The following is a 19,974-nucleotide window of genomic DNA, read 5'->3' on the forward strand; positions in this document are numbered from 1 at the left end:
GGTTTTTTGAGCGGCGCGTCTGTTCCTGGTGCGTGGCTTTGAAAGCGTGAAATTGCGGGTTGATGAGTGGATGGCCGCAGCGGATGCTGCGGCCATTTTCATTCATGCTCAGCCACCCTTGTCCTGGCCGACTCACGCGATACTAACTTTTACTCGAAAACAAATCGGCCACAACGGATCGCAACCAGCGATTGCCGGCCTCGTGATGGTACTTCGCGTGCCAATGCTGCCGCACCGCGAATTTATCGACCGGGAAAGGACAGGAATGGACCGCGAGGCCGTTCACTCTCGCCAGCGTTTCCCCGATGTTCCGCGGCAACGTGGCAATAAGATCCGTCGACTTTATGATTGACCCCAACCCGAGCATGCCCGGAAGTTCGAGCACGACATCGCGTTCTATGTTCTCGCGCAACAGCGCCTGCTCCAGCAATTGCGCGCCTGTCCCCGCGGCGATGATCACGTGTCCCTCGCTACAGTAGTGCTTCATGCTCAGTCTCGAGCGCACGCGCGGGTGATTCGGATTGGCGAGGCACACCCAGTCCTGCATATAAAGCTGTTGCTGATACATCCCGCTGCCAAGCCACGGTACATGCCCGATCGCCAGATCGGCCTCGCCGGATTCCAGCGCGCGCTCCGTATTTCCATCGATTCTCGCGGCTTCCAGCCGAATGCCCGGCGCATGCGCGCGCACGTGCGCCAGCATGCGCGGAAGCAGGGTGATGTGGCTCGCATCGGTCATGCAAATGCGAAAGCGGCGCTTTGCCGTTGTCGGATCGAATGAGATTTCCCACGCGGAAAATCGGCGAAGCGACTCCAGGATCTCCCTGCACGGTCCGATCAGCGCGTCCGCCTGAGGCGTCGGAGTCATGCCGCCCGGCGTCCGCACGAACAGTGGGTCCTGCAGATGTTCGCGCAAACGTCCCAGCCAGATACTGACCGTGGGCTGACTCTGTCCGAGTTGATCCGCGGCCCGCGTGACGCTGCGCACGTCGTACAGCAGATCGAATAGCTGGAGCAGCTTGAGATCGGGTAGCTCGGATGTGCTCATGGCAGTATTGTCCAACGCAATGCCGTCATTGTATCCATTGCATTGCGCCGGCGGATGCATCCCCGTATCTTGATTTTGGGCACGAATGCGCGCCGTCGCGTGCGACCGGCCACATTCCAGCCGCCAGAGATGCAGCCGACGATGCTGCTCCAGTCAACTCAGAATCAGGAGACGTTCATGGACAAAGGAATGCTGCGGCAAGGCGGCGCAATAGACGGGCGCCAGGATGAAAGAGCGCGCAAACAGGCACGCAAAGCGAGAGCGAGCGGCTGGATAGGGTCCGCGCTCGAGTATTACGACTTCTTTATTTACGCGCAAGCCGCGGCGTTGATTTTTCCTCAGATCTTCTTTCCCAAAGGCGATCCAAAAATCGCGATCGTGGCCTCGCTGGCGACGTATGGCGTGGGCTATGTGGCGCGGCCCATCGGCGCGTTCGTGCTCGGACATTGGGGCGACACCCACGGGCGCAAGACCGTGCTCCTGATTTGCATGTTCCTGATGGGCTTTTCCACGATGGCCGTCGGCTTATTGCCCACGTATCAATCGGTCGGCATGTTCGCGCCGGCGCTGCTGGTGATTTTGCGCCTGGTTCAAGGCTTTGCCGTCGCGGGCGAGATCTCAGGCGCCAGTTCGATGATTATGGAACAGGCTCCGTTTGGCCGGCGCGGCTACTTCGCGAGCTTCACGTTGCAAGGTGTGCAAGCCGGTCAGATTCTGGCCGCCGCCGTCTTCCTGCCGCTTGCGTACTACATGCCGGAAGATGCCTTCGTCGCATGGGGCTGGCGCATTCCGTTCCTGCTCAGCGCGATCGTCCTGATTGCCGGCTTCATCATTCGACGTGAAGTCGACGAGACGGCCGCGTTCGCTAAGGAAGACGCGAGCGGCCGGGTCGCGCGCGCGCCAATCCTCGAAGCGTTCAAGTACAGCTGGCCTGACATGTTTCGCGTCCTGTGCATGGCGTTCATGAACGTGATACCGGTCGTCACCACGATCTTCGGCGCTGCGTATGCGGTGCAGCCCTCCTATGGCATCAACTTCCATGCGAGCGTGTATTTGTGGATTCCGGTGGTCGGCAACATCGTGGCGGTGCTCGTCATTCCGTATGTCGGCAATCTCTCGGACCGCATTGGACGGCGGACGCCGATGATCTTCGGCGCGCTCTCTTCCGGTCTTCTTTCGTACGCGTATCTGTATGCGATCAGCGTTCACAACCTGCCGGTCGCCTTTGTGATGTCGATACTGATGTGGGGCGTGGTGTACCAAGGCTATAACGCGGTCTTCCCCGGCTACTATCCGGAATTGTTCCCGACGCGCTTTCGCGTCTCCGCCATGGCGATCGCCCAAAACATCGGGACGACCATTACCGCGCTGCTTCCCGCGCTGTTCGCGGCTGTCGCGCCGCCGGGATCGCACAATGTGCCGCTGATGATCGGCTCGATCACGCTGGGCGCCACGATTATCTCGGCGCTGGCCGCATGGAGCGCGCGCGAGACGTACCGCGTGCGTCTCAACGACCTTGGGATGAAAGACGCCGCGCCAATGCCTAAAGAACAATACGACGAGCTTCGCGAGGAAGCATTGGGCGAAGCAAAACTCGCGAAAGCGGCCATGCAGACGCGTTGATTCGAAATGAACGGGCGCATCTGCGATGTGCCCGTTCTTGCCCTGTCGATATCCGCCGCGCTCCTGCACCGCGCACGGGCCGACACATGAAAGGTCAGGCGGCGGCCGACACCGCCGCGCGCAGTCCAAGCGAATAGCTTTCGATACCGAAGCCGCAGATCTGCCCCTTCACGATTTCGGCGAACACCGAATGATGGCGGAAGGCTTCCCGCGCATGGATGTTCGACATATGAATCTCTACGATGGGCACCGTCAGTATGGCGAGCGCGTCGCGGATGCCATAGCTATAGTGCGTCCACGCGCCGGCATTGATGAGCACGCCATCCACATTATCGACGAAGGCTTGATGGATTCGCGAACACATGTCGCCTTCGCTGTTGGTCTGATAGCTCTCGACCGTGACGCCAAGCTCCTTGGCTAGCGCCTGGAGCTGAGCATCGATGTCGGCGAGCGTGGCCGTGCCGTATTGAGCGGGATCGCGCTTGCCGAACATGTTGTGGTTGATGCCGTGCAGCATGAGGAAAGATTTCATCAGTTATCCGTATCCAGGTTTAGAGTGGCGTTGTCTCGACGACGGCGCCGGTTTTCGCGGCTTTGCCGATGACGATCGCGAGCTTGTAAGCCGCGGCCGAGCCGCGACAACGGAATGCCGTCGAAAAAGCCTCGGCGAAATAGGCGGGCTGTCGTCAATCGAGCGGAACGGTGAGACGGTCGATGATCGCGCGCGTGCACGGACGCGCGCCCCGCCACCATGCGAACGCTTCGGCGGCCTGTTCGACCAGCATGCCGACGCCATCGGCGATACCTTGCGCACCCGCGTTGCGCGCGAGCCGCAAGAACGGCGTGAGGCCCTTGCCGTACGCGAGTTCATAGGCGGTGCTGCCCGCGCTGAAGACGGTCGGTGGAACAGGCGGCAGTTGCCCGGTCAGGCTGGCAGACGTTGCGTTGACAACGAGGTCGAACTGTTCCATCGATTTGAGCTCCGCGTAGCCGCACGCGGTGAGCGTTGCGTCCGCCGCGACCTGTTCGACTAGCGCCTTCGCTTTCTCCACATGCCGGTTAGCGATGACGAGTTGCGCGGGCCGCGCCGCAATGAAGGGGAGCAACGCGCCGCGCACCGCACCGCCCGCGCCCAGCACGAGCACGCGCTTGCCCGCAATCGGCTGATGCAGGTTGATTTCGATGTCACGCACAAGGCCCACGCCGTCGAAGTTCTCCGCCACGATGCGGCCGTTCTCGAACTTCATCGCATTGACGGCGCCCGCGAGCGTAGCCCTTTCGCTGCGCTCGTCCGCTATGGCGAACGCCTGCAGCTTGAACGGCGCAGTGACGTTCATGCCCTTGCCGCCCGCGGCGATGAAGGTTCTCACCGTATTTTCGAAGGCGTTGGCCGGTTCCAGCGGCGCTTCGATGGCGCCATACGTCATGTCCTGTCCGGTCTCCTCTGCGAAAAGACCATGGATCAGGGGCGATTTCGTATGCCCGATCGGATTGCCGATTACCGCGTATCGATCGCTCATCACGCCCCCGGTTTCGAAAACAGCACGCCATCGGTCTGCATCGCGTCGATTTCCGCTGCGCTAAAGCCCAGCGATTGCGCGACCTCCGCGTTGTGCTGACCGAGATCGGGGCCGACCTCGTGGATGGACGTGTCACAGTCGGAGAAGCGGAACGGCAGGTTCGGAAGCCGCAGTTTTCCGAAGCGCGGATGCTCCTGCTCGATCACCATGCCACGCGCGACGATCTGGGGATCGGCGACGACCTCGTCGATGCGCTGAACCTTCGCGCTCGGAACATCGACGCTGTCGAGCAGCGCCAGCACTTCCGCAACCGAGCGCGCGGCCACCCACGCTTTCACGACCGTGAGAATCTCCTCGCGATTGGCGTTGCGGCCGTTCAGGCTGTGAAACCGCGCATCGGCGCCAAACCCCGCCGGACCGCCGTGCTGCTCGACGACCGTTGCGAATCGCTTCCAGGAATCATCCACCTGGGCGGCGATGACGAGATCGCCGTCGGCCGCGCGAAACACGCCGTACAACGTCGATGTCGGCATGTCGTGACCCGTTTGCTCCGGCACCACGCCTTGCATCGTGTAGCACTGGACCGCATATTCATGCATGGAGAAGAGTGTGTCATATAGCGCCATGTCGATATGCTGACCGCGTCCGCTCTTCACGCGGCCGAGCAGCGCGGCGTTGATGGCGGCGACCGCGTGAATGCCGGTGTACATGTCGCCGAGCGAAATGCGCATCAGCGGCGGCGGCTCGCCCGGATTGCCGATCATCTGCATGATGCCGCTCTTCGCCTCCGCGATGAGACCAAAGCCCGCGCGATGCGCGTCCGGTCCAGTGTGTCCATAAGCCGAGATCGAGCAGTAGACGAGGCCCGGATTGCGCCCGGACAACGCGGCATAACCGAGGCCGAGCTTATCCAGCGCGCCCGGCCGATAGTTCTCGATGAACACATCCGCTGAATCGCACAGACGCTCCATGAACGCCTTGCCGCGCGGATCTTTCATGTCGACGCTGACGCCGCGCTTGCCCATGTTGAGTTGCAGGAAATAGGCGCTTTGCTGATCGTCGAGAATCGTGGCGTGCTGACGGCCGGCATCGCCGCTGCCGGGACGCTCGACCTTGATGACTTCCGCGCCGAGTGCCGCGAGGCAGCGTCCGACATAAGGGCCGGCAAGAAAGTGGCTGTAATCGACGACGCGAATACCTTCGAGGGGACGGGCTTGCATCAGTTCGCTCCCGGGCGGCGCGGGATCATCAGCCGATGCTCGCCACGTTGAACGACTTCGCCGTTCTGATTGATCAACTCGGAGGGCAATACGACGATGCCCCAATCCGGCTTGCTCTTGCTCGCACGCATGGAGCCGACGCGGAACTTCACGTGCAACACGTCGTTGACCTTGATCGGCAGCAGAAAGTCCCAGGTCCAGCCGAGCGACATGCCGGGCAGAAAGCGATAGGCGCTCTGCGTCTTCAGGCCATCGGCGATCGACAAGCCAAACAAACCGTGCGCGACGATGCAGCCGAAATGGCTCGCGTTCGCGTATTCCTCATCGACATGGACAGGCGTGTGATCGCCCGTCAGATCCGCGTACGCGAGGATGCGTTCTTTCGTGACGGTGTAGGGGGGGCTTACGCACTCGTCGCCTTCGCGCGCATCGTCCCAGTATTTTTCAGTGATGTTGATGGTGCTCATGCTTACGCCTCCGCGCGTGGGTTAATCGCCAGCGCCTGCGTGACGCACACGGCAGGTTTAGCCTGAATGAGTTCGACGGCGAGGCCATCGGGCAGACGCAGCCAGTTGCGACCCTGCGGCATTTCGGTAACGCCGAACGCTTGCGCGGCGGCCAGTGCGGCCTCCAGGTCCTCACACATCACGCCGAGATGCGCGAGCCGGCCTTCGGGGCCTTCATGCTGCGGCGCGCTGACCAGCTGCAGACCGCCCAGCGTCCAGTATTGACGCGGCTCCTCGCGCGTGCCGTCGACTTCTCGCATCGTCATGCCGAGCACGTGTTCGAAGAAGCGGATATGCCAGTGGATGTCCTTCACCCGGATGGCGACGTGCTCGAGATAAGCTTTCGGTGCGCTCATGCTGCGGCTCCTTCGTTCTGGCGGTCCGTCATCGCGCGTTCGATACCCTTGATGCAGGCGACGAGCGTCGAATTCACCGGCGTCGGCACGCCAAGGCGTTCGCCCCAGCGCACAACCGCGCCGTTGATGAAGTCGATTTCGGTAATCGAGGACTTCTCGAGGCTTTGCAGCATCGAAGTCTTGAATGCGGGCGAAAGGCCTTCGGCGGCCATATTCCAGGCGTCTTCGGCATTGGAAATGGAAAGCGTGACGCCGGCGGCTTTGGCGGCAGCCATCGCTTCTTCGATCGCCGCGAGCGACGTCGCTTTCAGAATGGGCTCGTCGTAGAGCTGCCCGTAGGTGAGACGCGTGATGCCCGTGATCGCGCCCGTCGCGACGTTTATGAGCAGCTTGTCCCACATCGTGCCGAGAATGTTGTCGCTGACCGTGGTGGTCAGGCCGGCGCGGTTGAATGCATCCGCGATCGCTTGCGCGCGAGGCGTGATGCGGCCGTCGAGTTCGCCGATGATCGTGAGCTTGCCCGTTACGCCGGACTGGATATGGCCCGGCGCGCGCAACACGCCGCCGACATACGTCTTGCCGGCGAGCACGCGCTCACGTCCGACGATTTCGCTCAGGACGTCTTCGTGACCGAGGCCGTTCTGCAGCGACAGCACGAGCGTTTCGGGACCGACGAGATCGAGCGCGCCGCGCATTGCCTGATCGGTATGAAAGGACTTGACCAGCACGATCACGAGGTCGACGGGGCCGACTTCTGCCGGATTCATCGTGGCGCGGACCTTGACGCGCCGCGTGCCGCGCTCGTCATCGACCTGGAGGCCGTCGCGGGACATCGCTTCGACATGCGCGGCGAACCGGTCGACGAGCCATGTCTCATGGCCGCCTTCGGTCAGCGCGGCACCGATGGCGCAGCCTAGCGCGCCGGCGCCCAGAAATGCGATTTTCATATGCGTCTCCTTGAATGGAAACGAAGATACGGCTCCGCGGTACATGTTGGCAATGCAATGGGTTTAATAGCGGCATTGTATTTCGCAATATCGTGCAGAGTCCGGAGCCTGACATCGCCGGACTGAACATTGAGCTTTTGGGGTTAGGGATCGGTAAAAATCAGAGCTGTTTCGAGTCCTCGCCCGCGTGCTGCCTGTCGGCGTGTCGGCGTGTCCGGTAGCGGCACGCTTTAACAGCCTATTCAGCAGTGGATTAGTTGCTCCTTCGCATACCAAGGCAAAGCCTCAGCAGTGAATCACCGCCAAGGCCCGCAACTCAATCCCTCACTTATTCACCATCTTCGCCGGCACGCTGATCGCCAGCAAGCCGCCGAGCACCATGAACGCCGCCAGCATATACATGCCGGAGTCGTTCGCGGCCGTCGCCTGCTTGAGCCAGCCCACCGCATAAGGGCTAAGAAACCCAGCCAGATTCCCGATCGAATTGATCATGGCGATGCCGGCAGCCGCTCCGGTCCCTGCCAGAATCGCCGTAGGCAAACTCCAAAATAGCGGCAAGGTCGTAAGAATGCCCATCGTCGCAAGCGTCAGCGACGCCATGGCCAGCACGGTGTTATGCGCCCAAACCACGGAAAGCACCAGCCCGATCGCCCCCGCAAACGCAGGCAGCGCAATGTGCCAGCGCCGCTCGCGCTTACGGTCGGCGCTACGCGACACGAACACCATCGCGACCACAGCGCCCGCGAACGGAATCGCCGAAAGCAATCCGACCATGAACGCATCCGTCACACCGGTCGCCTTAATGATGGTGGGCAACCAGAAGCTCACGCCATACAAGCCCATCACAAACGAAAAGTACGTAAGACTGAGCATCAACACACGCCCGCTCGTGAGCACCTGGCGAATCGGCATGTCATGTTTGGTCGCTTCCTCCGCGGAAACGTGCCGCTCAAGCAACTGCTGCTCCTCCTTGGTCAGCCACTTCGCCTTCGAAATCCGGTCGTCCAGCATAACGAACACCATAATCCCGACGATCACCGAAGGAATCCCTTCGAGCAGAAACAGCCACTGCCAGCCATGCCAGCCGTTCAGGCCGTTAAAGGTCTTCAGGATATAACCCGAGACCGGCCCGCCGATCACACCCGACAACGCAATCGCCGTCATGAACCACGTTGTCATGCGGCCGCGCCTATGCGCCGGATACCAGTAAGTGAGATACAGAATGATGCCTGGGAAGAACCCCGCCTCGGCAAGGCCAAGCAAAAACCGCATCACATAGAACATCGTCGGCGTAGTAACGAACATGGTCAGCATGGAGATCACGCCCCACGACACCATGATCCGCGCAATCCACACTCGCGCGCCGACCTTATGCAGGATCACATTGCTGGGAATCTCGAAGATGAAATAGCCGACAAAGAAAATCCCCGCGCCGAAACCGTACACCGCATCGCTCAGCCCGAGGTCGCTGGTCATTTGCAGCTTGGCGAAGCCGACGTTGACGCGATCCAGATACGCGACCACGTAACAGAGCATCAAGAGCGGCGCGAGCCGCCAACTGACCTTGCGGTAGGTGGCCTCTTCGAAAGTCGAAGGCGGCGCACCCGCGCCGGGATGGTGGAGCGGATTTGCGGGACTAGCCATGGTGTCTCCTCTTTTCTTGTGGAATTGAAGTACCGCCGTCGATCGATTCTATCCGCGCTGCGTGCTCTGCATGACGAATCGATACCCGGGGAAAACACTGACTGCGGCGACGGCCGCTGCACGCGAAACCCTCGCGGGCCAGATGCGGCCCGGCGCTACACGCAGCGCCCGCCGTCCACTTCCAGACACACGCCGGTGATGAACTCCGCCTCGTCCGAAGCCAGGTAAAGCGCGGCGTTGGCAATGTCCTGCGGCGTCGAGAAACGCCCGAGCGGAATGCCGGCGAGAAAGCGCTGGCGGTTTTCCGGCGTATCTTCGACGCCCATGAATTCGGACAGCAGCGCCGTTTCTCCGATCACCGGATTCACGCAGTTCACGCGTATGCGGTCCGGACCGAGTTCGACCGCCAGCGACTTGCTCGCGATAATCACCGCGCCTTTGCTGCCGTTGTACCAGACGAGCCCAGGCCGCGGCCGCACACCCGCCGTGGACGCAATATTGATGAAGCAGCCGCCGCCTTGCTCGCGGAAATACGGCACGAATTCCTGCACGCTCCAGTAGATACTTTTGACGTTCACCGCATAGACGCGGTCGAATTCGGCTTCCGTCACATCCATCACCGGCTTGTTGCGGTGCGTGGTGCCGGCGTTGTTGACGACGATCTGCACGCTTCCGAAGTCTTCAAGCGCTGCCTCGCGCAGCTTTTGCCAGTCTTCACGTTGAGCGACGTTGCCCGCCACCGCGATCGCCTTGCCGCCGGCCAACGCGATTTCGCTCGCCACGCGTTCGGCGGCGGGGCCGTTCAGATCGTTGACCACGACGTTCGCGCCTTCGCGCGCGTAGGTCTTCGCAATGCCTTCACCGAAACCCGAGCCGCCACCCGTGACGATGGCTGTTTTACCTGTCAACCGCATAATGTCTCCGCTGTTTGTTGTGGATGGTGATGCGTGTGCCTGCTAACCATGTTTGATCGCGATGGTCTTGAGCACGGTGAAGCCATACAGCGCTTCAAAGCCCTTTTCACGCCCGTGGCCTGAATGCTTGACGCCGCCGAACGGCAGTTCGACGCCGCCGCCCGCGCCATAGTTGTTGATGAACACCTGGCCGGAGCGCAAACGTCGGGCGAGCCGCATCTGCCGTGCGCCGTCCCGCGTCCAGATGCCGGCGACGAGGCCGAACGGCGTGCCGTTGGCGAGCTTCAACGCTTCGTCTTCGTCGCTGAACGACATGGCGGCCAGCACCGGTCCGAACACTTCGTCGCGAGCGAGGCGGTGGCTCGCCGGCACGTCGCGCAGCAGCGTGGGCGCCTGATAGAAGCCGCTTTCCGGCGCATCCGGAATCACCTCGCCGTGCGCCGCCATGGCGATGCCGTCGTGTTGCGCATCCGAGAGGAAATCCCACACGCGCCGCTGCTGTTTCGCATTGATCAGCGGCCCGCAGTCGAGGTCGGCCTGCGAAGGGCCGACGCGCAACGCGTGAAACGCGCCGCTTAGCCGGTCGAGCAAGGGTTCGTAAATGGCCCGGTCGATCAGCACGCGGCTACCCGCCGAGCAGGTCTGCCCGGCGTTTTGCACGATCGCCGACACCAGCACGGGCAGCGCCGCGTCGAGGTCCGCGTCGGCGAAAACGATTTGCGGCGACTTGCCGCCGAGTTCCAGCGTAACCGGCACGTGATTCTCAGCAGCCATTTGCGTCACGAGCTTGCCGGTATCCGGCGAGCCGGTGAACGAAATGTGATCGATGCCCGGATGACGAGCGAGCGCCGCGCCCGCTTCATGGCCGAAGCCGGTGACGACATTCAGCGCGCCGGCAGGCAAACCCGCTTCAGCAGCGAGTTCGGCGACGCGCAACACGGTCAGGCACGCATCCTCGGCCGGTTTGACGACGCATGCGTTGCCGGCGGCAAGCGCCGCGCCCACGCTGCGCCCGAAAATCTGCATGGGGTAATTCCACGGCACGATATGGCCGGTCACGCCGTGCGGCTCGCGGATGGTCAGCACCGTATAGCCGGCTTGATAGGGCAGCGTTTCGCCGTGCAACTTGTCCGCCGCGCCGGCGTAAAACTCGAAATAGCGGGCGAGGGCGGCCGAATCGGCGCGCGCCTGCTTGAGCGGCTTGCCGGTGTCGCGCGCTTCGAGTTGGGCCAGTTCTTCCTGGCGCGCGGCGACCAGCATGGACAGCCGGTACAGGATGCGGCCGCGTTCGGCGGCGCTGGCTTGACCCCAGGGGCCTTCGAACGCGCGGCGCGCGGCGTGCACCGCGGCGTCGATATCCGCCGCGGTGCCGCGCGCGAGTTGGGTGAAGGGCTGGCCGTCCGAGGGATCGAGTACGGCGATCGTCTCGCCGCCTGATGCGGCGGACCATTCGCCGCCGATGAAATGCCGGGCTTCTTCCATGCATGCTCCTTGAGGTGTCACGAGCACCGCGCTGCGGTGACGTGGTGTTCACAAACGAGAGGCACAATCGAGAGACGCCAGACGATTATCGCCCCGATCCAACGAGGGATGCCATCGGCCGATTGGCTATAATGGCGTATTCCTCACTGTCCGGCCGCAGCGCCGCCGCTCGAGGCGAGTTTCACGTTGCATCCCGTTCGAGCGAGCGCGCCGCACGCCGTGTTCCGAATTCCATCCCGACCAGAGAGCGCTTATGAGCTTCAATAACGTCCCCGCAGGCAAAGACCTTCCGCAAGATTTCAACGTCATCATCGAAATCCCGGCGCAAAGCGATCCGGTGAAGTACGAGGCGGATAAGGAAACGGGCCTGCTCCACGTCGATCGTTTCATCAGCACGGGCATGCGCTATCCGGCGAACTATGGCTACATTCCGCAAACGCTGTCGGGTGACGGCGACCCGGTCGACGTGCTGGTGATCACGCCGTTCCCGCTGCTGGCCGGCTCGGTGGTGCGTGCCCGCGCACTCGGCATGCTGCAAATGACCGACGAATCCGGCGTGGACGCGAAGCTGGTCGCCGTCCCGCACGACAAGGTCTGCCCGATGACCGCCAACCTGAAGTCGATCGAGGACGTCCCGGCGTACCTGAAAGACCAGATCAAGCACTTCTTCGAGCAATACAAGGCGCTCGAGAAGGGCAAGTGGGTGAAGGTCGAGGGCTGGGCGGACATCGAAGCCGCGCACAAGGAAATCACCGAAGGCGCCGCGAACTACAAGAAGTAAGCTGCGTCGCACCTGGTGAATAGAAAAAACCGCGCGAGCCTGCAAAGGCCGCGCGGTTTTTTCATGGCTAGTCGAAACACGTGGCCGGCGCGCGCCGCGTAGTCCTGGAGGGCGGGCACATAGACGCAGTGCATCGACAGGATGAACCGAAGCCATTTTTATATCTACGTGTAAACCCGTATTATTGGCCGCCTGCATGCGCGTGCCTGGCGCCAGCCCTCACGCTGCGCTGACGCAGCGTCAATCCGCGTTTCCTGGAGCCCATCTTTCGGATGCTGAATCGCAAGTCCAACCCGTCGTCTTCGTCGCAACGCTGGTCGAACTGGCTGTATGCCGTCGCCAGCGCGATCTACCGCAAGCGGCCGGTATGGATGGTGTCGTTTTCGACCAGCGAAGCCAGCCTCTCCGAAGGCTTGCGAGCGGCCTGTGCGTCGACGGCGATGCTCGCGCTCGGCAACGTGCTGCACGAACCGTTATTCGCGTGGGCGGCGATCGGCGCGTTCTGGACCTGCCTCGCCGATGCGGCCGGCTCGAACCGCGCCCGCTTTGCTTCGATGATGGGCTTCGCCGTGCTGTCCACGCTGTGCGGCGGCCTGACGGCTTACGCTTCCGGAGCGGGGGCCGTGTTCGCCGCGCTCGCGGTGCTGGTGTTCACGACACTCGGCGCGTTCGGCAGGATCTGGGGCGCCGCCACGTCACAGGTGACGATTCTCGCGGCCACCGCATGCGTCGTGATGGTCGACCGGCCGATGCATAGCGTTCGGCAAGGCATGTCGTTTCTCGGCATCTATCTGGTCGGATGTCTGTTTGCCGTGGCGCTCAGTCTGACGGTCTGGCGCATCCATCCGTTCGGCACGAGCCGCTCGTCGCTGCGCGCCGTGTACCTGCGTCTCGCCGATCTCGCGGTGGACAGCGCGCGGCTGCTCGAACGGCGCGCGGCACGCGGCGAGTGGGCCACGCACGCCGCGAAATTTCGCGCCGATGCGCGCGCCGCGCTGGAGCGCTCGCGCAAAGTGCTGGCGCGTGTACCCGCGTCGAGAACGGGCGGCCGCGAAACCTACGACACGCTGCTCGGCTTGCTGACCGACAGCGAAGCGTTGTTCGCGTATCTGATCGCCGTCTCCGGCGCATGTGAACGAGTTCCGGACCAGGCATGGCGCGCGCAACGCGCGGCCCGGCTGCTGACGGTCATGGGCGACGTGCTGCGCGGCATCGGCGCGGCCGCCAACGACGCACAGTGGGCCCGTCTCGCCGATTTGCAACTGCGCTTGCGGCGTTTTGCGCGGCGGCTCGAAACCGCCTTGATGGAACCGGTGACGCTGAAGTCCGATTTCGAACTGGTAGACTTCGCGCCGGTGCACGCGCCGCCCGAAGGCTGGCGCGACAGCGCCGCGCGGCTTGTCACGCGCGTGTGGTCCACCTTCAAGGCCAACCTGTCCGTCGAGTCCGTGGGCTTGCGGCATGCGGCCCGCGTCGGCGTGACGACCACCACCGGCTTTCTCGTGATCCGCGCGCTCGGTCTGCCGTTCGGCTATTGGGCCACCATGGCGACGCTGCTGATCCTGCAACCGTCGATCGCCGCGACCTGGCCGCGCAGTATCGAGCGCGCGGCGGGCAGCATTGTCGGCGGCGTGCTGGCGGCGGCGATCGGTTACGCGATCCATTCGCCGCTCGGCATTTCGCTCGCGGTGTTTCCGTTGGTGATGGCGACCATGGCGCTGCGTCCGGTGAGTTACAGCCTTTTCGTGTTGTTCCTCACGCCGACCTTCGTGCTGGTCGCCGACTTCGCGACGCCGGGCGCCAGCGAATTCGCCTATGCGCTCACGCGGCTCGGCAACAACGTGCTCGGTTGCGTATTGGCGCTGCTGGCTACGTTCTATCTCTGGCCGACGCGCGAAAAGATCGACTATCGCGCGTATCTGGGCGAGGCGGTGCGCGCCAATCTCGCCTATCTGAGAGCCGCGCTGGAATCGCCTCACCGCAGCGAGAAAGAGATGGAGCGCTTGCGACGTGCCGCGGGCCTGGGCAGCAATAACGCAGAGGAAGCCATCGGGCGCATGCGCCTCGAAAAACTCGAGGACACGATGGTCGACACGGTCACGCTGACCGTGTTGAGCCTCTTGCGAAGAATGGCTGGCACCGCGACGCAACTGCGCCTGAGTACAAACCGGCGCGACATGCACGATGAACTCGGCGCGTGGATCGCGACCGTGAGCGCGGACATCGACGCCGCGTTGAGTCGCACTTTGCGGCCGGTGCGCCTTGGGCTCCCCGCGCGAGAAGGGCTGACTTCACTGGAAGCCGATGCGGTGGGCGAGCTTGCGCTGATGCATCGGCTGCTCAATGAGCGGATGCGCGAGGCGCGGGGATAGCACGCGGCGGCGCGAGGAAGAAGGACGAACCTGAAGCGTTTTCAGGACGCGCCGGTTTTTTCCTCAGCTTGTTCTTCGTCGACAACCGCTTCTGGCTCAGGCAAGGGCATCACCGATTCGAGCGTGCGCAGGCCCGCTGCAAGCGCCCGCTTCTCGGAAGGCGACAGCCGCTTGACCCAATACTCCGCGCGCGACGCGGCAGACCGATCCGTCAATTCGAACGACGCCAGCACCTGCACCGGCTTGCGCGAACGCGTATAACGCGCGCCTTCGCCACTCACGTGTTTGTCGAAGCGCGCCTGCACGTCGACGGCGATGCCGGTATAGACGCTGCCGTCCGAGCATTCGAGCAGATAAAGAAACCAGGCCATGAATGCGCTTCAGCCTTTGAACGGATTGTGTTCGCGCAGCTCGTCCACATACGCGTGGATGCTGTTCTTTTCGTTGTCGAGAAAGTGGCCGACGGCATCGGCGAAAGCGGGATGCGCGAGCCAGTGCGCCGAACGCGTGACCGTGGGCAGGAAGCCGCGGGCCATCTTGTGCTCGCCCTGGGCGCCGCCTTCGAACGCGCCGAGCTTTTCCTCGATGCAGAATTCGAGCGGCTGGTAATACGCGGTTTCGAAGTGCAGGCACGGCACGTGTTCGAGCGCGCCCCAGTAGCGGCCATACAACGTGCCGCCGGTTTTCGCGTCGCGCTGATACACCACCAGCGAACTCGCGATCGGCTTGCCTTCGTATTCGGCGATCACAAGCAGCAGATTCTCCGGCATCGACGCGCCGATCATGCGGAAGAAATCGAGGTTCAGATACGGACTCGAAAAGTGCTCGCGGTACGTCTGCCGATAACATTTGCTAAAGAAGCGCCAGTCCGCGTCCTGAATGTCCTCGCCGCGAATCCGGCGCATCGTCACGCCGGCCTCGTGCACTTTACGACGCTCGGCGCGTATGTTCTTGCGCTTCTTCTGTTCGAGCGTGGAGAGGAAATCGTCGAAGTCGCGATAGCCGTCGTTGAGCCAATGAAACTGCACGCCTTCGCGTTGCATCATGCCCATGTCGGTCAGCGCTGTCGCTTCCGTTTCGGTGGGAAACAGCACGTGCAGCGACGACACGTCGGCCTGCTCGGCGAACGCCATCAGCGTCGCGGCCAGGTGCCTGAGCGCATGCGTATCCGCCGACAACAGCCGGTTGCCTTGCACCGGCGTGAACGGCACCGCGCACAGCAGCTTCGGGTAATACGGCAAACCGTTGCGCTTGTAGGCGTCGGCCCAGGCCCAGTCGAACACGTACTCCCCGTACGAGTGACCTTTCAGATACACCGGCGCGGCGGCCACGAGCTTGTCCGTGCGCGGGTCCGTCAGCGTGACGAATTGCGGCGCCCAGCCTGTATCCGCGACCGCGCAACGAGTCGCATGCAAGGCGCTCAAAAACTCATGCCGCAGAAACGGCGTGGGCTGCGACTGCTGCGCGAGCAGGGCATTCCATTCGGCGGCGTCCACCTCGGAGGGCGACGCCAGAATGCCCGTGCGATAATCAAAGCGTTCCTGGTTCAATCTGTGTGACTGTTCCCAATGAGCGGCGCGGCGCGCTAGTGGTAAATCAGGCGCCACGCCGTTCGTTTATCCGATTTGTCCATTCCGTCGAGCTAACCAGCCGCGGTACTCGCAAGCCACGTCGGCTTGCCTGTCGATCCTGCCATGAAGACCCGAATCGCTCTTGCTCAAATCAATGTCACCGTCGGCGACTTCGCCGGCAACGTCGCGAAAATCGTCGCTGCCGCGCGTGCCGCGCACAACGATGGTGCGAAGCTGCTGATCGCGCCTGAACTCGCGCTGTCCGGCTATCCGCCCGAAGATCTGCTGCTGCGTCCCGCGTTCTATGCGGCGAGCGCGGCGGCGCTGGCCGACCTCGCCGCGCAACTGAAGCCGTTCGCCGGCCTGCATGTGATCGTCGGCCATCCGCTGCGCGACATCACGCATAACGCGGCGCACGGCCATGGTAATGCAAACGCGCCGATCGAGCGCGGCGTGCCGCCGGTCGATACGTTCAACGCGGCCTCGCTGATCGTCGACGGAGAAGTGCGCGGCACGTATCGCAAGCAGGATTTGCCGAACACCGAGGTGTTCGACGAGAAACGCTACTTCGCGTCGGATCCGCAGCCGTTCGTGTTCGAACTCGATGGCGTGAAGTACGGCGTCGTGATCTGCGAGGACGCGTGGCATGCGTCGGCTGCGCAAATGGCGAAGGCGGCGGGCGCGCAAGTGGTGCTGATTCCGAACGGCTCGCCGTATCACCTGAACAAGGAAGCGGTGCGCTTCGACATTCTGCGCGCGCGGATTCGCGAAACCGGTCTGCCGATGGTCTACGTGAACATGGTCGGCGCGCAGGACGAACTGGTGTTCGACGGCGGCTCGTTCGTGCTCGACGCGCAGGGCGAACTGGTCGCGAAGATGGCGCAGTTCGAGGAAGCGACCGCGATCGTCGAATTCGAAGACGGCAAGCCGCTGCGCGCGCCGATCGCGCCGGAGCAGTCGATCGAAGCGCAGGTTTACGCCGCGCTCGTGATGGGCGTGCGCGATTACATCAACAAGAACGGTTTCCCGGGTGCGCTGATCGGCCTGTCGGGCGGCGTGGATTCGGCGCTGGTGCTGGCCGTCGCATGCGACGCGCTCGGCGCGGACCGCGTGCGCGCGGTGATGATGCCGTCGCGCTATACGGCGGACATTTCCACCACGGACGCCGCCGAAATGGCGCGCCGCGTCGGCGTGCGCTACGACGAAATCGCGATCGCGCCGATGTTCGACGCGTTCCGCAGCTCGCTCGCCGAAGAGTTCGCCGGCCGCGCCGAAGACGCGACCGAAGAAAACATTCAGGCGCGTATTCGCGGCACCTTGCTGATGGCGCTGTCGAACAAGTTCGGCTCGATCGTGCTGACCACCGGCAACAAGAGCGAAATGGCCGTGGGCTACTGCACGTTATACGGCGACATGGCCGGCGGCTTCGCGGTCATCAAGGACATTGCGAAAACGCTCGTTTACCGGCTGTGCCACTATCGCAACCAGGCGACCACTTTCGCCAAACAGGACGTCATTCCCGAGCGGATTCTGACGCGCGCGCCGTCGGCGGAACTGCGCGAGAACCAGACCGATCAGGACAGCTTGCCGGAATACGACGTACTCGACGCGATCATGCGCATGTACATGGAAGAGGACCGCTCGCTCGCCGAAATCGTCGCGGCGGGCTACGCGGTCGACGACGTCAAACGCGTCACGCGCCTCATCAAGATCAACGAATACAAGCGGCGTCAGGCGCCGATCGGCATTCGCGTCACGCATCGCGCGTTCGGGCGCGACTGGCGTTATCCGATCACGTCGCGCTACACCGAACCGGTGGAGTGAGCTTAAGCGAACCTCTGCGGACTTACCCGTAGCACGCGCCGGATTGCCGCAATGCATCCGGCGCGGCGTAGAATAAAAATCATCCCTTTCCCTTTCACTCTTCCAGACACGAGACGAGGTTCGCCATGAAGCGCATCACCGCAGTCATCAAACCGTTCAAACTCGACGAAGTGCGCGAGGCGCTCGCTGAAGTCGGCCTCACCGGGCTGACCGTGACCGAGGTCAAAGGCTTCGGCCGCCAGAAAGGCCACACCGAGCTCTATCGTGGTGCAGAGTATGTGGTCGACTTTCTGCCGAAAGTGAAGATCGAAGTGGTGGTGGCGGACAACCAGTGCGACCAGGTGATCGATGCGATCATCGGCGCGGCACGTACCGGCAAGATCGGCGACGGCAAGATTTTCGTCGCGGACGTGGAGCGCGTGATCCGCATTCGTACCGGCGAAGAAAACGAAGCAGCGGTTTGACGCAGCTGAGTTTGTTGTCTTAAAGCAGGAACCGAGCGGCGGAATGTGCCAACCGTAGTCCGCTGTACGACATCAGCCATGAATGCACCGCCCCGGTGCGCTCAGGCAGTGGCGAAACCGCGCGCTCAAATAAAAAACGGTGCGATACCCTTTCGGACATCGCACCGATACGCGCCTCTCGCAGCAGCGTGAAAAAGATTCTCTTGAAGAACTCTTGACTACACCCCGAAGGAAATCCCTTCGGGGAACACCGTTCGATTAGAACGAGTGTTGAATACCTGCGTACACGCCAGTCTGGCTATGACCCGGCAGCGGGTTGTCCGTGGCGGTCGACGTACCTGCATTGTTTGCATTCAGGCCGTAGTTAGCCGTCTTGCTGTTTTGCGTCGTTGCGACCTGGATGTCCAGCAGCGTGCGCTTGGACAGGTTGTACGAGCCGCCGACCGTGTAGATCGTCGCGTTGCCTGCGCCATTGTTGCCGTTCACGTGGTAGACCGCTGCAATCAGCGCCGCAGCCGGCGTTGCTTGCCACGTCACACCGCCCCATTCGTGATCCAGAGTTGTCGGCTGGCCCGGCAGAACGCCCTGGGCACCTGCCGAACGGACGGCTTGGTAAGCCGCCTGAATCTTGAACTGGCCGAGGAACACGTTCACGAGAGCCGAGTATTCACGCGATGCCGCGAACACGCCGTTGCCGATGTTGCCCGGGTTGACCGTGCTTGCGTTCGGGCCGTACAGGACGCCGTTAGCCGGGTTGCGGATTTCGTCGTACAGACCGCGAATCTGGAACAGCGAGCTCGTGTAGGTGATCTGCGCGCCAGCTTCGCGACCTTGAGCGGTCGTGCCGTTGCCGTTCCAGCTCGTTGCGTTCGACAGCGCGTATTGACCGTAGAAGTCAAAGCCGGCGATCTTCGGCGACTGGTACGCGAAGTTGTTGCTCGATTGCGGCCAGTTGCGGCCACGCACCAGCGACGCCGACGACCAGTTCGATTGACCGAACGGGTCGAAGTCCCACACGCCGTTCGAGATGTACAGCATGCGGCCCATCGTGAACGTACCGTACTGGTCGTTCGACAGGCCGACAGTTGCCCAACGATTGAAGAGACCGCCGCCGCCAGGGCCTGCACCCGTCATGGTGTTGAAGGAGCCTTCCAACTGGAACAGGACCTTGTTGCCACCACCAATGTCCTCAACGCCCTTCAAGCCCCACAGGCTGGTACCCCAGTCACCGCTTTCCGCGCGCCAACGGTTCGTGCTGCCCGTTGCCGAGCCAGCTGCGTTCGAGCCTTGCGGAACGCCCGTCATGTATTCGATACCGGCGTCAAGGCGGCCGTACAGCGTCACGCTGCTTTGGGCGTGCGCAACAACACCGGCTGTCATCAGCGCAGCGGCGAGCAAAGCTTTCTTCATCTTCTCCTCCATACCCTGTCAAAAAGTGAAACCCAGTACTGCGAATGGTGCTCGGCCGCGATTGCGCCGAACAGAAATCGGTACCAGGGAGATTAGCGGGTGGATTGGGTCTCCTGCCGTGACGTGTAGCCTTGGGGCTATCTGGTCGCCATGCCGATCCCTCGCCGACCGGTTCTCCTCTGTGCTTTGAAGTGAAACTACTTTTAATGAACTTTGTTTTGCTACTTTGGTTACTAATTTATCAAAAATACCCTGAACTGGGAGAAGAAATTAGTACCTGCCTTGATCGATG

18 protein-coding genes are annotated in these 19,974 nt (G+C 62.5%); 5 read left to right on the forward strand and 13 right to left on the reverse strand.

The features are described from left to right. Window positions 1–142 precede the first annotated feature (142 nt). Window positions 143–1,048, reverse strand: a complete 906-nt coding sequence (locus B0G73_RS09240) for a LysR family transcriptional regulator (RefSeq protein WP_106280438.1) — start codon at window positions 1,046–1,048, stop codon at window positions 143–145. A gap of 189 nt (window positions 1,049–1,237) precedes the next feature. On the opposite strand from B0G73_RS09240, the gene B0G73_RS09245 reads away from it, so the two are divergent. Further along, window positions 1,238–2,671: an MFS transporter gene (locus tag B0G73_RS09245; RefSeq protein ID WP_106280440.1), complete on the forward strand. Its 1,434-nt coding sequence runs from the start codon at window positions 1,238–1,240 to the stop codon at window positions 2,669–2,671. 94 nt (window positions 2,672–2,765) lie between these two features. On the opposite strand, the gene aroQ is transcribed toward B0G73_RS09245, so the two are convergent. The 9 genes from aroQ to B0G73_RS09290 form a co-directional block, all read right to left on the reverse strand. Continuing rightward, window positions 2,766–3,203 carry a type II 3-dehydroquinate dehydratase gene (aroQ, locus tag B0G73_RS09250; RefSeq protein ID WP_106280004.1) on the reverse strand — a complete coding sequence of 146 codons (438 nt, stop codon included), beginning with the start codon at window positions 3,201–3,203 and terminating at the stop codon, window positions 2,766–2,768. Window positions 3,204–3,357: 154 nt separating this feature from the next. Further along, window positions 3,358–4,191 carry a shikimate dehydrogenase gene (gene aroE / locus B0G73_RS09255; protein WP_106280006.1) on the reverse strand — a complete coding sequence of 278 codons (834 nt, stop codon included), beginning with the start codon at window positions 4,189–4,191 and terminating at the stop codon, window positions 3,358–3,360. Next, window positions 4,191–5,411, reverse strand: a complete 1,221-nt coding sequence (locus tag B0G73_RS09260) for a CaiB/BaiF CoA-transferase family protein (protein ID WP_106280007.1) — start codon at window positions 5,409–5,411, stop codon at window positions 4,191–4,193. The genes aroE and B0G73_RS09260 overlap by 1 nt, the downstream gene beginning before the upstream one ends. Continuing rightward, on the reverse strand, window positions 5,411–5,878 hold the full coding sequence (locus B0G73_RS09265; RefSeq protein WP_106280009.1) for a MaoC family dehydratase: 468 nt from the start codon (window positions 5,876–5,878) through the stop codon (window positions 5,411–5,413). Before B0G73_RS09265 ends, B0G73_RS09260 begins: the two co-directional genes overlap by 1 nt. A 2-nt stretch (window positions 5,879–5,880) precedes the next feature. Further along, window positions 5,881–6,273, reverse strand: a complete 393-nt coding sequence (locus B0G73_RS09270) for a VOC family protein (protein WP_106280011.1) — start codon at window positions 6,271–6,273, stop codon at window positions 5,881–5,883. Next, window positions 6,270–7,220 (reverse strand): ketopantoate reductase family protein, encoded by a 951-nt coding sequence (locus B0G73_RS09275; protein ID WP_106280012.1) that lies wholly within the window; start codon window positions 7,218–7,220, stop codon window positions 6,270–6,272. The genes B0G73_RS09270 and B0G73_RS09275 overlap by 4 nt, the downstream gene beginning before the upstream one ends. Window positions 7,221–7,544: 324 nt before the next feature. Beyond that, window positions 7,545–8,864, reverse strand: a complete 1,320-nt coding sequence (locus B0G73_RS09280; RefSeq protein ID WP_106280014.1) for an MFS transporter — start codon at window positions 8,862–8,864, stop codon at window positions 7,545–7,547. Between the two features lie 155 nt (window positions 8,865–9,019). Further along, entirely contained in the window at window positions 9,020–9,778 is a 759-nt protein-coding gene (locus B0G73_RS09285; RefSeq protein ID WP_106280016.1) for an SDR family oxidoreductase, read from the reverse strand. Window positions 9,779–9,820: 42 nt separating this feature from the next. Continuing rightward, window positions 9,821–11,260: an aldehyde dehydrogenase family protein gene (locus B0G73_RS09290; protein WP_106280018.1), complete on the reverse strand. Its 1,440-nt coding sequence runs from the start codon at window positions 11,258–11,260 to the stop codon at window positions 9,821–9,823. A gap of 253 nt (window positions 11,261–11,513) precedes the next feature. Here B0G73_RS09290 and ppa point away from each other — a divergent pair, with 253 nt between their 5' ends. Further along, window positions 11,514–12,041: an inorganic diphosphatase gene (gene ppa, locus B0G73_RS09295; RefSeq protein WP_106280020.1), complete on the forward strand. Its 528-nt coding sequence runs from the start codon at window positions 11,514–11,516 to the stop codon at window positions 12,039–12,041. A 272-nt stretch (window positions 12,042–12,313) separates the two neighbouring features. Further along, on the forward strand, window positions 12,314–14,413 hold the full coding sequence (locus B0G73_RS09300) for an FUSC family protein (RefSeq protein ID WP_106280022.1): 2,100 nt from the start codon (window positions 12,314–12,316) through the stop codon (window positions 14,411–14,413). Window positions 14,414–14,454: 41 nt separating this feature from the next. On the opposite strand, the gene B0G73_RS09305 is transcribed toward B0G73_RS09300, so the two are convergent. Together B0G73_RS09305 and B0G73_RS09310 are read right to left on the reverse strand one after the other, a co-directional pair. Further along, complete coding sequence (locus tag B0G73_RS09305; RefSeq protein ID WP_106280024.1) at window positions 14,455–14,784, reverse strand: GIY-YIG nuclease family protein; 330 nt, start codon at window positions 14,782–14,784, stop codon at window positions 14,455–14,457. A 9-nt stretch (window positions 14,785–14,793) separates the two neighbouring features. Continuing rightward, the gene (locus B0G73_RS09310) at window positions 14,794–15,963 is read right to left on the reverse strand and encodes a GNAT family N-acetyltransferase (RefSeq protein ID WP_106280026.1); all 1,170 of its coding nucleotides are present in this window, start codon (window positions 15,961–15,963) and stop codon (window positions 14,794–14,796) included. A gap of 144 nt (window positions 15,964–16,107) precedes the next feature. Here B0G73_RS09310 and B0G73_RS09315 point away from each other — a divergent pair, with 144 nt between their 5' ends. Together B0G73_RS09315 and glnK are read left to right on the forward strand one after the other, a co-directional pair. Then, the gene (locus B0G73_RS09315; protein ID WP_106280027.1) at window positions 16,108–17,808 is read left to right on the forward strand and encodes an NAD+ synthase; all 1,701 of its coding nucleotides are present in this window, start codon (window positions 16,108–16,110) and stop codon (window positions 17,806–17,808) included. Between the two features lie 125 nt (window positions 17,809–17,933). After that, window positions 17,934–18,272, forward strand: a complete 339-nt coding sequence (glnK, locus tag B0G73_RS09320; protein WP_006048444.1) for a P-II family nitrogen regulator — start codon at window positions 17,934–17,936, stop codon at window positions 18,270–18,272. 258 nt (window positions 18,273–18,530) lie between these two features. Here glnK and B0G73_RS09325 read toward each other — a convergent pair whose 3' ends face one another. Then, complete coding sequence (locus B0G73_RS09325; RefSeq protein WP_106280029.1) at window positions 18,531–19,682, reverse strand: porin; 1,152 nt, start codon at window positions 19,680–19,682, stop codon at window positions 18,531–18,533. Window positions 19,683–19,974 lie beyond the last annotated feature (292 nt).

The sequence above is a fragment of the Paraburkholderia sp. BL25I1N1 genome (assembly GCF_003002025.1).
In the GTDB taxonomy this organism is placed as follows: Bacteria; Pseudomonadota; Gammaproteobacteria; order Burkholderiales; family Burkholderiaceae; genus Paraburkholderia.